The sequence below is a fragment of the Luteimonas sp. RC10 genome (genome assembly GCF_014192745.1).
GTDB lineage: Bacteria > Pseudomonadota > Gammaproteobacteria > Xanthomonadales > Xanthomonadaceae > Luteimonas.
Genome location: NZ_JACHYJ010000014.1, coordinates 1 through 15,865 on the forward strand (window position 1 = coordinate 1; position 15,865 = coordinate 15,865).

The 15,865-nt window shown below is 67.4% G+C and carries 13 protein-coding genes; 2 read left to right on the top strand and 11 right to left on the bottom strand.

All coding sequences use genetic code 11. The annotated features are described in order from the left end of the window. Both FHW73_RS17220 and glmU read right to left on the bottom strand, forming a co-directional pair. A partial coding sequence (locus tag FHW73_RS17220) for a DUF11 domain-containing protein (protein WP_183427985.1) occupies positions 1 to 3,754 on the bottom strand: 3,754 nt, incomplete at its 3' end. 487 nt (positions 3,755 to 4,241) lie between these two features. After that, a complete protein-coding gene (gene glmU, locus FHW73_RS17225; protein ID WP_183427986.1) occupies positions 4,242 to 5,612 on the bottom strand; it encodes a bifunctional UDP-N-acetylglucosamine diphosphorylase/glucosamine-1-phosphate N-acetyltransferase GlmU in 1,371 nt (456 codons plus the stop codon). Between the two features lie 60 nt (positions 5,613 to 5,672). Between glmU and FHW73_RS17230 the strand changes: the two genes are divergently transcribed. Both FHW73_RS17230 and FHW73_RS17235 read left to right on the top strand, forming a co-directional pair. Continuing rightward, the gene (locus tag FHW73_RS17230; protein ID WP_183427987.1) at positions 5,673 to 7,685 is read left to right on the top strand and encodes a hypothetical protein; all 2,013 of its coding nucleotides are present in this window, start codon (positions 5,673 to 5,675) and stop codon (positions 7,683 to 7,685) included. A 7-nt stretch (positions 7,686 to 7,692) separates the two neighbouring features. Further along, the gene (locus FHW73_RS17235; protein ID WP_183427988.1) at positions 7,693 to 8,076 is read left to right on the top strand and encodes a GtrA family protein; all 384 of its coding nucleotides are present in this window, start codon (positions 7,693 to 7,695) and stop codon (positions 8,074 to 8,076) included. Between the two features lie 85 nt (positions 8,077 to 8,161). Here FHW73_RS17235 and FHW73_RS17240 read toward each other — a convergent pair whose 3' ends face one another. From FHW73_RS17240 to FHW73_RS17280, 9 genes are all read right to left on the bottom strand, one after another. Next, positions 8,162 to 8,584 carry a F0F1 ATP synthase subunit epsilon gene (locus FHW73_RS17240; protein WP_047137719.1) on the bottom strand — a complete coding sequence of 141 codons (423 nt, stop codon included), beginning with the start codon at positions 8,582 to 8,584 and terminating at the stop codon, positions 8,162 to 8,164. 104 nt (positions 8,585 to 8,688) lie between these two features. Then, the gene (gene atpD, locus FHW73_RS17245) at positions 8,689 to 10,089 is read right to left on the bottom strand and encodes a F0F1 ATP synthase subunit beta (protein WP_183427989.1); all 1,401 of its coding nucleotides are present in this window, start codon (positions 10,087 to 10,089) and stop codon (positions 8,689 to 8,691) included. A 99-nt stretch (positions 10,090 to 10,188) separates the two neighbouring features. After that, on the bottom strand, positions 10,189 to 11,049 hold the full coding sequence (atpG, locus tag FHW73_RS17250) for a F0F1 ATP synthase subunit gamma (RefSeq protein WP_183427990.1): 861 nt from the start codon (positions 11,047 to 11,049) through the stop codon (positions 10,189 to 10,191). 123 nt (positions 11,050 to 11,172) lie between these two features. Further along, the gene (atpA, locus tag FHW73_RS17255; protein WP_183427991.1) at positions 11,173 to 12,723 is read right to left on the bottom strand and encodes a F0F1 ATP synthase subunit alpha; all 1,551 of its coding nucleotides are present in this window, start codon (positions 12,721 to 12,723) and stop codon (positions 11,173 to 11,175) included. A gap of 52 nt (positions 12,724 to 12,775) precedes the next feature. Continuing rightward, entirely contained in the window at positions 12,776 to 13,297 is a 522-nt protein-coding gene (locus FHW73_RS17260; RefSeq protein ID WP_183427992.1) for a F0F1 ATP synthase subunit delta, read from the bottom strand. A gap of 10 nt (positions 13,298 to 13,307) precedes the next feature. Beyond that, entirely contained in the window at positions 13,308 to 13,778 is a 471-nt protein-coding gene (locus FHW73_RS17265; RefSeq protein ID WP_183427993.1) for a F0F1 ATP synthase subunit B, read from the bottom strand. A 108-nt stretch (positions 13,779 to 13,886) separates the two neighbouring features. After that, positions 13,887 to 14,177, bottom strand: coding sequence for a F0F1 ATP synthase subunit C (atpE, locus tag FHW73_RS17270; protein ID WP_183427994.1), 291 nt, complete (start codon positions 14,175 to 14,177; stop codon positions 13,887 to 13,889). 84 nt (positions 14,178 to 14,261) lie between these two features. Beyond that, on the bottom strand, positions 14,262 to 15,059 hold the full coding sequence (gene atpB / locus FHW73_RS17275; protein ID WP_183427995.1) for a F0F1 ATP synthase subunit A: 798 nt from the start codon (positions 15,057 to 15,059) through the stop codon (positions 14,262 to 14,264). A gap of 43 nt (positions 15,060 to 15,102) precedes the next feature. Further along, entirely contained in the window at positions 15,103 to 15,480 is a 378-nt protein-coding gene (locus FHW73_RS17280) for a hypothetical protein (protein WP_183427996.1), read from the bottom strand. Between the last annotated feature and the right edge of the window lie 385 nt (positions 15,481 to 15,865).

Consider the following 15,865-nt stretch of genomic DNA (forward strand, 5'->3'; position numbering starts at 1 on the left):
CCGTCAGCGACGGCGTGGTCTCGAGCGTCACGTCCTCTTCGTCCGGCGGGCTCGTCGTCGTGCCGCCGCCCGGCGTCGTGCCGGTCGCGGTCGCGATGTTGAGCACTTCGCCGGCGTCGACTTCCGCCTGCGTGATCGTGTGCGTGCCGGTGCAGGTCGTGCTCGCACCCGGGGCCAGCGTCGTCACCGGGCACACAGCCACGGCGTCGAGCTGAGCATCGTCGATCGCGATATTGGCAATCGTCACGTTGCCGGTGTTGGTCACCAGGAACGAATAGGCAATGGTGCTGCCTGCGGTGTTGCCGCTCGGCGTGCCCGCGGTCTTGACCACCGTCAGCGACGGCGTGGTCTCGAGCGTCACGTCCTCTTCGTCCGGCGGGCTCGTCGTCGTGCCGCCACCCGGCGTCGTGCCGGTCGCGGTCGCGGTGTTGAGCACTTCGCCGGCATCGACTTCCGCCTGCGTGATCGTGTGCGTGCCGGTGCAGGTCGTGCTCGCACCTGGCGCCAGCGTCGTCACCGGGCACACGGCCACGGCGTCGAGCTGGGCATCGTCGATCGCGACATTCGTGATCGTCACGTTGCCGGTGTTGGTCACCAGGAACGAATAGGCGATGGTGCTGCCGGCGGTATTGCCGCTCGGCGTGCCCGCGGTCTTGACGACCGTCAGCGACGGGTCCGGCGTCTCGGTGGGAATCTCGATCGACGGCTGGCAGACGGCAGCGGTCGAACCGGCCGGACAGACCTGGGGCGTGTCGGGCGTGGTGACCGTCGCGGTATTGGTGATCGAGCCCGCATCCGCATCGGCCTGGGTCACCGTGTAGGTGCCCACCAGGGCGCAGCTGTCACCCACTGTCAGCGGTGCGCAGGTGATGCTGTCGGGCGTGATGCGCGCGTCGGCCACCGTCACGGTGGGCAGCGTGACGTTGCCACTGTTGGTGACCGTCACGGTGTAGGTCAGCACATCGCCCACGGCCACCGGGCCGGCCGGCGTCGCGCCATTGACCGCCGTCAATGCCTTGGTCGAGGTGACCGCCGGCTCGACGTCGATCAGCGTGGTTTCGTCGCAGTCGTTACCCGCCACCGCACAGTCGATGCCATTGACCGTAACCGAGTTGACGATCTGGTTGACCGTGGCCGGCGTGCCGACATCGATCTGCACCACGAACGAGAACACGGTGCTCTGACCGGCCAGCACATTGCGCGACTCGGTGTTGACGCAGTTGGCGCCGGTGCAGGTGAAGTCGTCCGCCGTCGCGCCATGCAGGGTGTTGGCCGGCACGGTCTCGACGACGTCGCCCGCGAACACGGTCGCGGCCTGGGTGCCGCCGACGTGGCGGACCTCGATCGCATAGCCCAGCAGGTCGCCCGGCGCGGCCGATTCGCCCGCAGCAACCGGCAGGCCGTTGCGGGTGATCGAGGCCAGCGTCTTGGTGACCTGCAACTGCGCGGGCGCGATGGTCGGGAAGCTGCACGAGGCAAGGTCGCGGCCTGCCCCGCTGGCCGATGCGCCGACTTGCGACATCGTGCCGTTGGTCAGATCCATTGCGTAGTAGGCGCCGGTGGTGTTGACGACCACGTAGAGCAAGCCGTCTGCGCCGAACGCCGCGCCTGCGTAGTTCACCCCCGACGGTGCGCCGGTGAAGGTCTGCTGGCGGGTCGCGGTGCCCGCGTCGACGTCGACGCGATACAGATCATTGCCGGCCACCAGCCAGCCCACGCCCGCATTGTCGAACGCGATGTCGCCCGAACCGAAGTCGCTCGGCGCCACGTCGTAGGTCAGGGTGCTCTGCCCGCCGAGCCGATAGCCGTAGTCGCCGTCGCGCTCGATACGGTACATCTGCGCCGTCGCCCCAGCGCCTGCGCGGGTCGCGGCCGTGATCAGATAGCCCACGCCGGCCTGGGTCATGCCCGCACGCGGCAGATTGGCGTTGATCGTCACGCCAGTGCGATACCAGCCGGGGCTGGTGGGATGGGTCGGATCATAGGCCCAGATCGTGTTGCCGCCCGCCTGGTGGAACAGCAGACGGGTCCGACCGGTCGGATCGACCATCAGCGCATTGAGGTCACCGGGGATCGCGAAGTCCAGACCGGCAACACGGCTGTCGGCGGCCGATCCTGGCGAGTACTGATAGATGCCGACGCCGTTGACGATGTTGAAGAAACCGCCATCTGTCGGACAGAACCCGATCTCCTCGGCCGACGGGACGACCGGGCCGATCACATTGGCTTCCGCCTCGCCCTCGACATCCTGGGGCAAGGGCACGGTCTGGGCGTTGTGGCGCACCGAGACGACGTTGCGGATGAACTCGCCAGTCGGCGTCGCGGTATCGACGCGCACGCGGAACGACATCTGTGCCGATTGGGTAGGCGAGAGCATGCCGCCGGCCGAGCCGGTGGCACCGGTACCGATCCGGAACACGACGCGGTTGTTGACGGCATCGAACTCGGCGATGTCGTCGCCCGCCGCATCGGACATGCTGCCGGTGGCCGCATCGGCCGCATTGGTGAGCACCCGCAACGAACCGGGCACATAGCGGGTGTTGGCCGGAATCGGGTCGGTGACGACCACGTTGGTCGCGCCGTCCTGACCATTGTTGGTGAACGAGACGATGTACTCGACCTCTTCGCCCTGGCGGACTTCGCTGGTCGGCCCGAGCCCCTCGCCTGAGGGCACGCGACGCGCCTGCTTGGTCAGCGAGGTGACAAGGTCAGGGAAGAAGATGTCGGTCGCGAAGACCAGTGCATGCGGGAAGTAGGCGTCGCCGGTGCTGGTGAACTGCAGCGTCGCGCCGGTGGCGCCGTTGCGCAGACGCGGGCGGCTGGCGTTGGCAGCTGTGTTGGAGATGTCGACCAGCTTCAGATCGACGGCGAACTGGTTGACGTAGTCGGGATTCTTGGCGGTATAGCGCTGGCCCAGACGGCTGATTCCGCCGTTCCAGAAGTTGTTGGCCGGGTTCAGCGCATCGCTGAGCGCACCGGCATTGAGCACATCCGAGCCGGAGAGCCGGAACTGGTCGCCGGTGATGCCGCCGTCGCCTTCCCACACGAGCGCGCCCATGTAGGCAGTGAACTCGCCGCTTTGCGGGGTCAGCAGGCCGGTGACCGTGACGGACTGCGGGCTGCCGTTAGAGACATAGCCGGCATCGCCGTCGAACACCATCAGGCGCCGATAGGGCTTGCTGTCGTGCTCGTAGAGCACGATCAGCGCCCAACCGCCGTAGTTGCCCAGGCTGCCGCCGTTGTTGTTGCCGCCTACGTCCGAAGTCAATCCGCCCGCGGCATAGGTGCCTCCACCCGCAGCCGCCACCAGCGCGGTGACATCGCGATAGGCGGTATACGGACGGCTGCCCGGGTCGCCCTGGCTGGGGAAGGTATTGAGGTCGCTGGCGGTGATCGCCTGATAGCCGCGGGTCGGGGTCCGGAACTGCAGCGTGGCGCGAGCCGCGTTGTTCTCGGTCGATCGGCCGCCCCAGTAGAGGCCGGCCGAGAGCACGCGTGCACCGCTGGGCAGGCTCAGGGTCGCGGTCGAGGAGTTCTGCGGCACGCCGGCAGGCAACTGGCTGCCGTCGACGTTGACGAACCGCATCGCCATGTTGGAGCCGTTGTTGAGGCCGGTGTTGGACTGGTCGCAGCTGGCGCAGGTCAACAGCGCGTTGCCGATCATCTCGACGTCGCCGCGCGCATTGAAGCTGTGCCGCTCGTTGAGCTGCGCCTGTGCCACGCCTTGCGCGAGCAGCAGGACGCAGATGGCCATCAGCCATCGTGCCCGCCCCGTCAACACGCGGCGGATCCCCGCCACGATCCGGTTGTTCGTCTGCCCATCTTGCTGGCTCATGCCCTGCCCCTTCGCTCTTCGTTCGGTCCGCGACCGCAACCCGCGGTCTCGTCGCTGCCAGGCGCGCGCTCATGCGCCGACATGCACGAACGGAAGGCGCAGGCCTTCCGCCGCGATGTCGGCGGCAGATCGCACGGTTGTTTGGCGCCGCACGCGGCGCACCCCTGGACAACGGGCGGCATTAGACGGCAAGGCGCGCGGAGATACACGCACGCTTGCTCACCATTTATTTCACGGAAAACTCACATCGCTGAGTAGGGCGCCGCGGCACGCGGCCGTGCGGCCTCGATCGGCAGGCTCCGCCGCTTAAACGATGTCGATCGCAGCGCCGTTGCAGCCCTGCGGATGGCGGCGCCGATCGCGCGCCTGCGCGGCCGCCGCGCCATGCGGGCGGCCGTGCACCGGATCAGCGGGGGCGCTTGACCGGGCGCGCCCAGCCTTCGATCAGGCTTTGCCGTGCCCGGGCAACGGCAAGCTTGCCGTCGGGCACATCGGCGGTGATCACCGAGCCGGCGGCGGTCGTGGCGTCATGGCCGATGCGCACCGGCGCGACCAGCGCGGCGTTGGAGCCGATGAACGCACGGTCGCCGATGACGGTCTTGGACTTGTTCGCGCCGTCGTAGTTGCAGGTGATCGTGCCGGCACCGATATTGCTGCCGGCCCCGACCTCGGCGTCGCCCAGGTAGGTCAGATGGTTGGCCTTGCTGCCGACGCCAAGGGTCGCGTTCTTGGTCTCGACAAAGTTGCCCACGTGCACGCCGTCGGCGAGCACGGTGCCCGGGCGGAGCCGTGCGAATGGACCGATCGTGACGGCGCCCTCGGCACGCACGCCGTCCAGATCGCAATGCGCACGGACCTCGGTGCCTTCGCCCAGGCGCACGTCGCGCAGCCGGCAGAAGGGCCCAATGCGCACGCCCTCGCCCAGTTCGACGCGGCCCTCGAACACCACGTCGACGTCGATTTCGACGTCCGGCGCGACGATCACCTCGCCGCGGATATCCACGCGCGCGGGATCCGCGAAACGCGCGCCCTGCAGGCACAGCGCCCGCACCGCACGCAGCTGCCAAGCGCGCTCGAGCTGGGCCAGCTGCCAGGGATCATTGGCGCCTTCGGCCTCGAGCGGGTCATCGACCATGATGATCTGCGCGGCGCTGTACTCGTCGGCAGCCATCGCGAACACATCGGTGAGGTAGTACTCGCCCTGCACATTGTCCGACGACAGCCGCGCGAGCCAGGACTTGAGTGCGGTCGCCTCGGCCGCGAGGATGCCGGTATTGACCAGGCCGATCCGGCGCTGCTCTTCATCGGCGTCCTTGTGCTCGACGATCGCACCGACATGGCCCTCGGGATCGCGCACGATGCGGCCGTAGCCGGTCGGGTCCTCGAGTTCGGCCGCCAGCACCGCCAGCCGGCCCTCGACCGCGACCAGCCTGCGCAGGGTCTGCGCGCGCAGCAGCGGCACATCGCCGTAGAGTACGAGCACCTGCGCCCCGTCAGGCACCGCGTCCATCGCCTGGCGGACCGCATGCCCGGTGCCCAGTTGCTCGCGCTGCTCGGCCCATTGCAGATCGGTCTGGTCGGCGAAGGCCGCCCGCACCTGATCGCCGCGGTGCCCGTACACGATGTGGATGCCCGCGGGCTCAAGTTCGCGCGCCGCCGCGACCACGTGCCAGAGCATCGGCCTGCCGGCGATCTTCTGCAGCACCTTGGGCAGCGAGGACTTCATGCGTTTGCCCTCGCCAGCAGCGAGGATGACGACGTGCAGCGGAGCGGTCATGGCGTTCGAAACTTGGCGGGGGTTCGATGATAATCGACGCCCGTGCCTCCAGGACCTGCGATGTTCCGTTCCCGAGCCGCCGCAATTGCGGGGGCGCCGCAACGCTGGGCGGCGCTGGCCTGGGCCGCCGGCCCTGTCCTCGTCGCGATCGGCATCACCGCCCACGGCCTGTGGGCGCAGTTGCCCTGGGAGCGCTTCGCACTCGCCCTGGCGCTGGCGTTGACCGCCACGGCCTTGGCTTGGCCGGCCGTGCGCTGGCTTCGCTGGCGCTGGGCATCGGCCCTGGTCGCAGTCTCGAGCGGCGCACTGCTCCTGTTCGCGGGCCCCAGGCCGGTGTTCGCAGTGGCATTGCTCGCGCTTGCGGCAATGGCGACCGGGCTGCGCTGGGTGCCGGCACGGCTTCCGGGGCGCGCCGCCGTCGCAGCCATCCTCGGCTATGCAGCGATCACCGGCGTCACGGGCTGGCTGCTCGCGCTGCCGATCCACCACGCGCCGGTGTGGCTGGTCGTACTGGCGGCACTCGTCGTGCTCGGCCGCAAGGCGCTCGTTGCCGAGCTGCGCGCATCCGCGAGCGCGTGGCGCGACGCTGCCGCCGAGCATCCCCGCGCCTTGGCATGGGCCGTGATGCTGCTGGGGCTGGCATCGACAGGCACATGGTTGCCGACGATGCAGATGGATGACCTCACCTACCATCTCAATCTGCCCGCGCAGTTGGCCTTGCATGCGCACTACCAAGCTGCGCCCCAACATGGTGTCTGGGCGTTCGCACCGTGGTTGGGCGATATCGGCCAGGGCATTGCTTGGCTGATCGCCGGGCAGGAAGCACGCGGCGCGCTCAACGCGTTCTGGCTCATCGCCGCGGCCTTGGCCTTGGGCGGCTGCGCGCGAGCACTGGGCGCAACGCCACTGGAGCGCAACGCGGCAATCGCACTGTTCGCGAGCTTTCCGCCCCTGGTCTGGCTGACCGCCGGCATGCAGACCGAACTGCCAGCGATGGCGGTGCTGTTCGCGTTGTGCACAGTGCTCGCCCATCGCGAGAACGACGGACCGCGGCTGATGGCGGCCGCACTGCTGCTGGCGGCGCTCACTGCACTCAAGCCGATCCATGCGCTCTCGGCATTGCCGCTGCTGGTGTGGGCGAGCATGCGAGGCCTGCCGCGCGCCAGCGCACAGCACTGGTTGATGGCGCTCGCAGCCGGCCTGTTGGTCGCCGGCTCGAGTTACGCCAACGCCTGGTGGCACACCGGCAACCCGGTGCTGCCGCTGTTCAATGCGGTGTTCCAATCGCCATTCCATCCTCCGGAGAACATGGGCGACGACCGCTGGCACGCAGGGCTTGGCCTCGCCCTGCCCTGGCAGCTCACGTTCGCCAGCAGCCGCTACGTCGAGGCCTGGGATGGCGGCACCGGCTTTCTGCTGATCGGACTGGCCGGCGCCTGGCTGCTCACGCTTGGACGGCATGCGACACGGGGGTTCGCGCTCGCGGTCGCTGGCGTCGCCTTGCTGCCGTTGCTGCCGATGCAGTACGCGCGCTATGCCTATCCAGGCATCGCGCTGCTGATCGTCGCCTGCCTGCCCGGCAGGCGCGCCCAGGTCGGCGACCGGGCCTGGCGCTGGGGCATCGTTGCGCTGTGCACGCTGAACCTCGCGTTCCAGGCCAACGCGGGATGGACCCACCACAGCGCCGCACTCAAGCGCACGCTGCGCGCACCGGGGGATGCCTCGGCGGTACTGCCGCACTACGTCGCCGAGCGGACGCTGATTGCCGGGCTCCCCGACGACGACGGCATCGTGCTGGCCACCGATCCCCAGCGCGGCTACATCGCAGAACTCGCCGGTCGCGGACGGCTGATGTCGCTGCACGCACCGACGCTCGCTGCCGCGCGGCTGGCCGCCGACGCCGATCCGTCCGGCGAGGCGTGGCGACGGCTGCTCACTGACACCGATGCGCGCTGGATCCTGGTCACCGAGGCCGACGCGTCCCCGGCCCTGCGCGCCGGTCTGGCCGCAAGCGGTGCGGTCCATGTCCGCAGCCTCAACGGCATCGCGCTGTGGCGGCGCGGGCAGGAGTGATCGTGCGATGGGCTTGAAGCGACAGGGCGGCAGTTACCTGCTGATCGGCGGCTTGCAGTGGCTGCTCGACTGGGCGGTGATGGTCGCGCTCAGTCAGGCCGGACTGCCGGTCCGCCAGGCCAATGTGGTCGGCCGGATCTGCGGCGCCTTGATGGGGTTCTGGTTGAACGGGCGCTTCACTTTCGGCGCCGATGGCCATGGTCCCAATCGGGCGCAGTTGCTGCGCTTCGTGGTGATGTGGGGGGTGATGACGGTGCTCAGCACCTGGGCGATCGGCCACATCGACGACTATCTGGGCCGGCACTGGGCGTGGCTTGCCAAGCCGCTGGTCGAGGCCGCGCTGGGCGCACTCGGTTTCGTGATCTCGCGGCAGTGGGTGTACAAGCGCTAGCTGCGCGTCGGATCCCAGGCACGTCTGCAACGAAAAACGCCGGCGCGAGGGCCGGCGTCTTCGAACGAATGACCCGCGAAGCGGCTCAGTGCTTGAGCGTCTTGCGCAGGCGCTCGAGTGCCTGCAGCTGGACGACCGCTTCGGCCAGCTTCTGCTGCGCCTCGGCCACGTCCATCGCCTCGCCGCGGCCGGCAAGCACACGCTCGGCTTCGTCCTTGGCCGCCTTGACCGCTGCCTCGTCGATGTCGTCGGCGCGGATCGCGGTATCGGCCAGGATCGTCACGACCTGGGGCTGCACCTCGAGGATGCCGCCGCCGATCGCGAAATCGAGCACTTCGCCATTGGGCTGGGTGACCACGACCTTGCCGGGCTTGAGACGGGTGATCAACGGCGCGTGGCGCGGCGCGATGCCGAGCTCGCCCAGCTCCCCGGTGGCGACGACCAGGGTCGCCTCGCCGTGGAAGATCTCGGCCTCTGCACTGACGATGTCGCAACGGATGGTGCTCATGGGCTTGGCTCGCTTTGCTCGCTCAACTTACGTACGTGATGCGGGATCGGTGAAGGCGAGCATTGTTCGCCACGCACCGACCCCGATTCACCGAAGATCGCCGCTTAGGCGGCGATCTTCTTCGCCTTCTCGACGGCCTCGTCGATGCTGCCGACCATGTAGAACGCCTGCTCGGGCAGGTGATCGTACTCGCCGTCGACGATGCCCTTGAAGCCGCGGATCGTCTCCTTGAGCGGGACGTACTTGCCCGGCGAGCCGGTGAACACTTCGGCGACGTGGAACGGCTGCGAGAAGAAGCGCTCGATCTTGCGCGCGCGCGACACCGCCTGCTTGTCTTCTTCCGACAGTTCGTCCATGCCCAGGATCGCGATGATGTCCTTGAGCTCCTTGTACTTCTGCAGCGTGGACTGCACGCGCTGCGCGGTCTCGTAGTGCTCGTTGCCGATGACGTTGGGGTCCATCTGGCGGCTGGTCGAGTCCAGCGGATCGACCGCCGGATAGATGCCCAGCGAGGCGATGTTGCGGCTCAGCGTCACCGTCGAGTCGAGGTGGGCGAACGTCGTCGCCGGCGACGGGTCGGTCAGGTCGTCCGCGGGCACGTAGACGGCCTGGATCGAGGTGATCGAACCGGACTTGGTCGAGGTGATGCGCTCCTGCAGCACGCCCATTTCCTCGGCGAGCGTCGGCTGGTAACCCACGGCCGACGGCATGCGGCCCAGCAGCGCCGACACTTCGGTACCGGCCAGCGTGTAGCGGTAGATGTTGTCGACGAACAGCAGCACGTCCTTGCCCTTGCCGCTCTCGTCCTTCTCGTCGCGGAAGTACTCGGCCATCGTCAGGCCGGTCAGCGCGACGCGCAGACGGTTGCCCGGCGGCTCATTCATCTGGCCGTAGACCATCGCCACCTTGTCGAGGACGTTGGAGTCCTTCATCTCGTGGTAGAAGTCGTTGCCCTCACGGGTGCGCTCGCCCACGCCGGCGAACACCGACAGGCCTTCGTGCGCCTTGGCGATGTTGTTGATCAGTTCCATCATGTTGACGGTCTTGCCCACGCCGGCGCCGCCGAACAGGCCGACCTTGCCGCCCTTGGCGAACGGGCACATCAGATCGATGACCTTGATGCCGGTCTCGAGCAGCTCGGTGGTCGAGGCCTGGTCCTCGTACGAGGGTGCCGCACGGTGGATTTCCCAGTGGTCGGAGGCCTGCACATCGCCGGCTTCGTCGATCGGGCGACCCAGCACGTCCATGATCCGGCCCAGGGTGCCGGTGCCGACCGGCACCGCGATGCCGCGACCGGTATTGACGGCGACCAGGTTGCGCTTCAGGCCGTCGGTGGAACCGAGCGCGATCGCGCGCACGATGCCGTCGCCGAGCTGCTGCTGCACTTCCAGCGTGATCTGGGTCCCGTCGACCTTCAGTGCGTCGTAGACCTTCGGTACCTCGTTGCGCGCGAACTCGACGTCGACGACGGCGCCGATGATCTGAACGATCTTGCCCTGACTCATGATGAGAACCTCTAGCTCTGAAATTTTCTGAGCGAACGCGTCGCTGCTTGTTTGGGAAGTCCGCACATCGATGTGCGGGCTGTTGCGAAGGGACTCGCGTTACACCGCTGCCGCACCGCCGACGATCTCGGAGATTTCCTGCGTGATCGCCGCCTGGCGGGCCTTGTTGTAGACCAGGTTCAGGGTGTCGATCAGCTTGGTCGCGTTGTCGCTGGCGGCCTTCATCGCCACCATGCGCGCCGCGTGCTCGGAGGCCACGTTCTCCATCACCGCCTGATAGACCAGCGATTCGATGTAGCGGGTGAGCACGTGGCCGAGCACCGACTCGGCATCCGGCTCGTAGATGTAATCCCAGTCGTGCTTGACGACCTTCGTCTCCGAGGCCGGCAGCGGCAGCAGCTGATCGAAGCTGGCCTTCTGGGTCATCGTGTTGACGAAATGGTTGTAGGCCAGGAACACCCGGTCCAGGCGGCCGTCGGTGTAGCCGTCGAGCATCACCTTGATGATGCCGACCAGCTGTTCGACTTCCGGGGTGTCGCCGATGTGGGTCACGCTGGCGAGCATGTCGACCTTCAGACGGCGGAAGAACACCGTCGCCTTCTGGCCGATCGTCACCACGTCGACCTGCACGCCCTTGTCCTGCCACTGGCGGATCTCGCCGAGCAGCTTGCGGAACAGGTTGTTGTTCAGGCCGCCGGCCAGGCCGCGGTCCGAAGAGACGACGATGTAGCCGACCCGCTTGATCTCGCGCTCGACCAGGTAGGGGTGCTGGAACTCGGAGCTGGCCTGCGCCAGGTGCCCGATCAGCTGCCGCATGGCATTGGCGTACGGGCGCGAGGACCGCATGCGGTCCTGCGCCTTGCGGATCTTCGATGCGGAGACCATCTCCAGCGCGCGCGTCACCTTACGGGTGTTCTGCACGCTCTTGATCTTGGTCTTGATTTCCCGTCCACCAGCCATTTAGCTCGCTCCGCTTGCGGTGATTCGTGATTGGGGCATCGCGACTCGAAGCGAATCGCGCACCGTCACGCACCTGTTGTTGCTGTTACGCATCACCTATCGCGCATCACCCGCCCCGCCGGCTCAGAACGAGCCGGTGGCCTTGAACTCGCTGATGCCCTTCTTGAACGCTGCCTCGATCTCGTCGTTCCAGCCGCCCGAGGCGTTGATCTTCTCGATCAGCGCGCCGTCGGTGTTGTCGAAGTGGGCATGCAGGCCTTCTTCGAACGCCAGGATCTTGGAGACCGGCACGTCGTCGAGGTAGCCCTCATTGACGGCGTAGATCGACAGCGCCTGGTGGGCGATCGACATCGGCCGGTACTGCTTCTGCTTCATCAGCTCGGTGACGCGCTGGCCGCGCTCGAGCTGCTTGCGGGTCGCCTCGTCGAGGTCGGAGGCGAACTGCGCGAACGCCGCCAGCTCGCGGTACTGCGCCAGCGAGATGCGGATGCCGCCCGAGAGCTTCTTGATGATCTTGGTCTGCGCCGAGCCGCCGACGCGCGAGACCGAGATACCTGCGTTCACGGCCGGGCGGATGCCGGCGTTGAACAGGTCGGTCTCCAGGAAGATCTGGCCGTCGGTGATCGAGATCACGTTGGTCGGCACGAACGCGGACACGTCGCCGGCCTGGGTCTCGATGATCGGCAGCGCGGTCAGCGAGCCGGTCTGGCCCTTGACCTCGCCATTGGTGAACTTCTCGACGTACTCCTCGGACACGCGCGCGGCGCGCTCGAGCAGACGCGAGTGCAGGTAGAACACGTCGCCCGGATAGGCTTCGCGGCCCGGCGGACGCTTGAGCAGCAGCGAAATCTGGCGGTAGGCCACCGCCTGCTTGGACAGATCGTCATAGACGATCAGCGCGTCCTGGCCGCGGTCCATGAAGTACTCGCCCATCGTGCAGCCCGAGTAGGCGCTGATGTACTGCATCGCGGCCGACTCGGACGCGGTCGCAGCAACGACGATCGTGTGCGCCAGCGCGCCGTTCTCTTCGAGGCGACGCACGATGTTGGCGACGGTCGAGGCCTTCTGGCCGATCGCCACGTACACGCACTTGATGCCGGTGTTCTTCTGGTTGATCACCGCGTCGATCGCCATCGCGGTCTTGCCGGTCTGGCGGTCGCCGATGACCAGCTCGCGCTGGCCACGGCCGATCGGAATCATCGCGTCGACCGACTTGTAGCCGGTCTGCACCGGCTGGTCGACCGACTTGCGCCAGATCACGCCCGGCGCCACGCGCTCGACCGGCGCGCTGAGCTTGGCGTCGATCGGGCCCTTGCCGTCGATCGGCTCGCCGAGCGCGTTGACCACGCGGCCCAGCAGCTCCGGACCGACCGGCACTTCGAGGATGCGACCGGTGGTCTTGGCCACGTCGCCTTCGCGCAGGTGCTCGTAGTCGCCCAGCACCACCGCACCGACCGAATCGCGCTCGAGGTTGAGCGCCAGCGCGAAGGTGTCGTTGGGCAGTTCGATCATCTCGCCCTGCATCACGTCGGCCAGGCCGTGCAGACGCACGATGCCGTCGGACACGCTGGTGACCGTGCCTTCGTTGCGCGACTCGGCGGACAGCTTGACCTTCTCGATGCGGGACTTGATCAGCTCGCTGATCTCGGAGGGATTGAGGTGCGTGGTAGCCATCGGGGATTCCCTTGTGTCGGCGTCGCCGCCGGCGTTGCAATTGAAATTCGTGTCAGTGCGCCAGCGCGGACTGCAGGCGCGCCAGCTTGCCCTTCAGCGAGCCGTCGATCACCACATCGCCCGCCGCGATCACCGCGCCGCCGATCAGCGAGTCGTCGACCGCGGTCTCGACCTGGACCTCGCGACCGAAGCGGCGCTTGAGCGCGCTGCGGATCTGCTCGACCTCGGTGTCGGGCAGCGCGGTGGCCGAGGTGATCTTGGCCAGCACCACGTGTTCGGCCTCGGCGCGCAGTTGCTCGTAGAGTCCGGCGATCTCGGGCAGCTGCGGCAGCCGGCCGTTCTCGGCCAGCAGCGCCAGGAACGAGGCGAACGCCTCGTCCGCACCCTCGGGGGCGAGCAGCGCGACGGCATCGGCATGCGCCAGCGCCGGGTGACCCAGCACCGTGGCGGCCTGCGGATCGGCGGCGATGCGCGCCGAGAACGCCAGCGCGTCCGACCACGGTGCAAACCGGCCGGCGTCGCGCGCGATCGCGAACGCGGCGCGGGCATAGGGACGGGCGATCGTCAGCGTCATCGTGTCGGCCTCAGATCTCGGCAGCGAGTTCGTCGAGCAGCGCCTTGTGGGCGTCGGCATCGATCTCGCGCTTGAGCAGGCGCTCGGCGCCGGTCACCGCCAGCAGCGAGACCTGGCGACGCAGATCCTCACGGGCCCGGGTGGCCGATGCCTGGAGCTCGGCGTCGAACAGTGCCTTCTGACGCAGACCCTCGGTCACGGCTTCGGCCTTGGCGGCATCGACGATCTGGTTGGCGCGCTGGTGCGCCTGTTCGATGATCTCATTGGCCTTCGCACGCGCGGCCTTGAGTTCCTCGTTGGCGGTTTCCTGCGCCTGCGCGAGCGCGCGCTGGCTGTTGTCGGCGGCGGCCAGGCCTTCGGCGATCTTCTTCTGGCGCTCTTCGATGGCATTGAGCAACGGCGGCCAGATCTTGGTCGCGATCAGCCAGATCAGGGCGGCGAACGCAATCGCCTGTGCAATTAGGGTCAGACCGATATTCATGGGCTTGTGGCTGCCTGTCGTGAAGGGTCGGGCATGCATGCATGCCCGCTGTCATCGCCGATGCGGCCGTAGACCGGCCGCATCGGAAAGCGCCTGCGCTCGTCCGGATCAGCCGGCGATCTGGGCGGCGATCGGGCCGACGAACGGCGAAGCGAACGCGAACAGCAGGCCGACGGCGACCGAGATGATGAACGCGGCGTCGATCAGGCCGGCGGTGATGAACATGCGGACCTGCAGCACCGGGATCAGCTCGGGCTGACGCGCGGCCGACTCGAGGAACTTGCCGGCCATGATGGCCAGGCCCAGACCTGCGCCCAGCGCGGCCAGGCCGATCATGATGCCGACGGCCAGAACGGTCGAAGCCTGGATCTGGGCAAACGAGGTCAGTGCGATTTCCATTGTTTTCTCCGGAACGGATTGCTTGTTAAGGGTGGAACTGGGATTGAGACAAATGGTGGAACGAAACCGGGTGCCGCCCGCCGATCAGTGGCTGTCCTCGGCGAGGCTGAGGTAGACGATCGACAGCATCATGAAGATGAAGGCCTGCAGCGGGATGACCAGCAGGTGGAACAGCATCCAGCCCAGACCCAGCACGCCGCCACCGAGCATGCCCAGCAGGCCGGCGCCGCCCAGCACCCAGATCAGCAGGAACACGATCTCGCCGCCGAACATGTTGCCGAACAGTCGCATCGCCAGCGAGATCGGCTTGCTCAGCCACTCGACGATGTTGAGGATCAGGTTGAACGGCACCATCCACTTGCCGAACGGCGCGGTCAGGAACTCCTTGGTCAGCCCGCCCAGGCCCTTGGAGCGCAGCGCGAAGAAGACCGTCAGGAAGAACACGCTGATCGACAGGCCCAGCGTCGCATTGACGTCGGCGGTCGGTACCGGCTTCCAGTAGTGCACGCCGGCCAGTTCGAGCGGCTTGGCGATGAAGTCTGCCGGAATCATCTTCAGCAGGTTCATCAGCAGGATCCAGAAGAACAGCGTGATCGCGATCGGCGTCACCAGCTTGCTGGTGCCGTGATACGTGTCGCGCGCCTGCTTGTCGACGAACTCCAGGCAGATCTCGACGAACGCCTGCCACTTGCCCGGCACGCCGGACGTGGCCTTGCGCGTGGCCATCCAGAACATCAGCACCATCAGGCCGCCCATCAGCAGCGCGGTGATCAGCGTGTCCAGGTGCAACGTCCAGAAGCCGCCCTCGCCGGTCGAGACCGTGAGGTTCTGCAGGTGATGCTGGATGTAGCTGGTTGGGGTCAGTTCCGAATCAGCCGCCATAAGATCGAAGACCTGCCTGTGTTTGAAATTCAGTGCCCAAGTGTCAGGAACCGGCCGGAGGCCGGGCCATCGCCAGCAATTGCGCGAAGAGCGCGACGATGACCCCGGCGAGCATCGGAACCGGCGGCAAGCCCACCATCCCTGTGCCCAGCAGCAACACGGCCACCACCACGACCCACTTCAGCGCCATTCCCGCCAGCAGCCGCGCAAGCGCGCCTGCCGAAGGATTGACCCCGCCCCCCAGCGCAATCACGCTCGACAGCCAGCCGCCGATCGCGATCGCCGCGCCGCCCAGTACAGCCGCCAGCGCCCAGGCGCCACCCTTTGCAAGGAAGGCCAGGGCCGTCACCGCGACCGCCACCGCCTGCCAGACGAGTGCGCGCTGTGCCAGCCGCCGACCGACAGCGACGGATGTCAACACATCAGGATCCTGGGCATCTGAGGGACACGGAACGCGTCGAAACGGCCCCGTCGAGCCGCAAAAGTATAGCAGCGGAGCCATTTGACCCACAACCGGCGAAGGTCCCGCTCCCGGCCGGGGACCAACGCCGGCAAATGCCCGGCCCCATTCATAATTTTCTTGGCAACCGCGCGGAACTTGTGCCGGTCGGCCGGGTCCGACCTACCGTGCCCGATCTGCCGTACTTTCCTCGTCGGTCGTGTCCGCAGATCGCCACCCGAGCCCTGGCCCGCCGCCGGGGCTCTTTTTTTGGTTCATCGCTGAATACCGGGGAAGGCTGCGCGGATCTTGAGGAAGAAATACGCCTGATCCCGGTAGCCGTAGGCACGACGCTTGATGACCTTGA

Coding starts and splice junctions, on each gene's coding strand:
- FHW73_RS17230 (WP_183427987.1), top strand. CDS start 5,673: ATGTTCCGTTCCCGAGCCGCCGCAATTGCGGGGGCGCCGCAACGCTGG.
- atpG (WP_183427990.1), bottom strand. CDS start 11,049: ATGGCTGGTGGACGGGAAATCAAGACCAAGATCAAGAGCGTGCAGAAC.
- FHW73_RS17240 (WP_047137719.1), bottom strand. CDS start 8,584: ATGAGCACCATCCGTTGCGACATCGTCAGTGCAGAGGCCGAGATCTTC.
- FHW73_RS17260 (WP_183427992.1), bottom strand. CDS start 13,297: ATGACGCTGACGATCGCCCGTCCCTATGCCCGCGCCGCGTTCGCGATC.
- FHW73_RS17265 (WP_183427993.1), bottom strand. CDS start 13,778: ATGAATATCGGTCTGACCCTAATTGCACAGGCGATTGCGTTCGCCGCC.
- glmU (WP_183427986.1), bottom strand. CDS start 5,612: ATGACCGCTCCGCTGCACGTCGTCATCCTCGCTGCTGGCGAGGGCAAA.
- atpB (WP_183427995.1), bottom strand. CDS start 15,059: ATGGCGGCTGATTCGGAACTGACCCCAACCAGCTACATCCAGCATCAC.
- atpE (WP_183427994.1), bottom strand. CDS start 14,177: ATGGAAATCGCACTGACCTCGTTTGCCCAGATCCAGGCTTCGACCGTT.
- FHW73_RS17235 (WP_183427988.1), top strand. CDS start 7,693: ATGGGCTTGAAGCGACAGGGCGGCAGTTACCTGCTGATCGGCGGCTTG.
- atpD (WP_183427989.1), bottom strand. CDS start 10,089: ATGAGTCAGGGCAAGATCGTTCAGATCATCGGCGCCGTCGTCGACGTC.
- atpA (WP_183427991.1), bottom strand. CDS start 12,723: ATGGCTACCACGCACCTCAATCCCTCCGAGATCAGCGAGCTGATCAAG.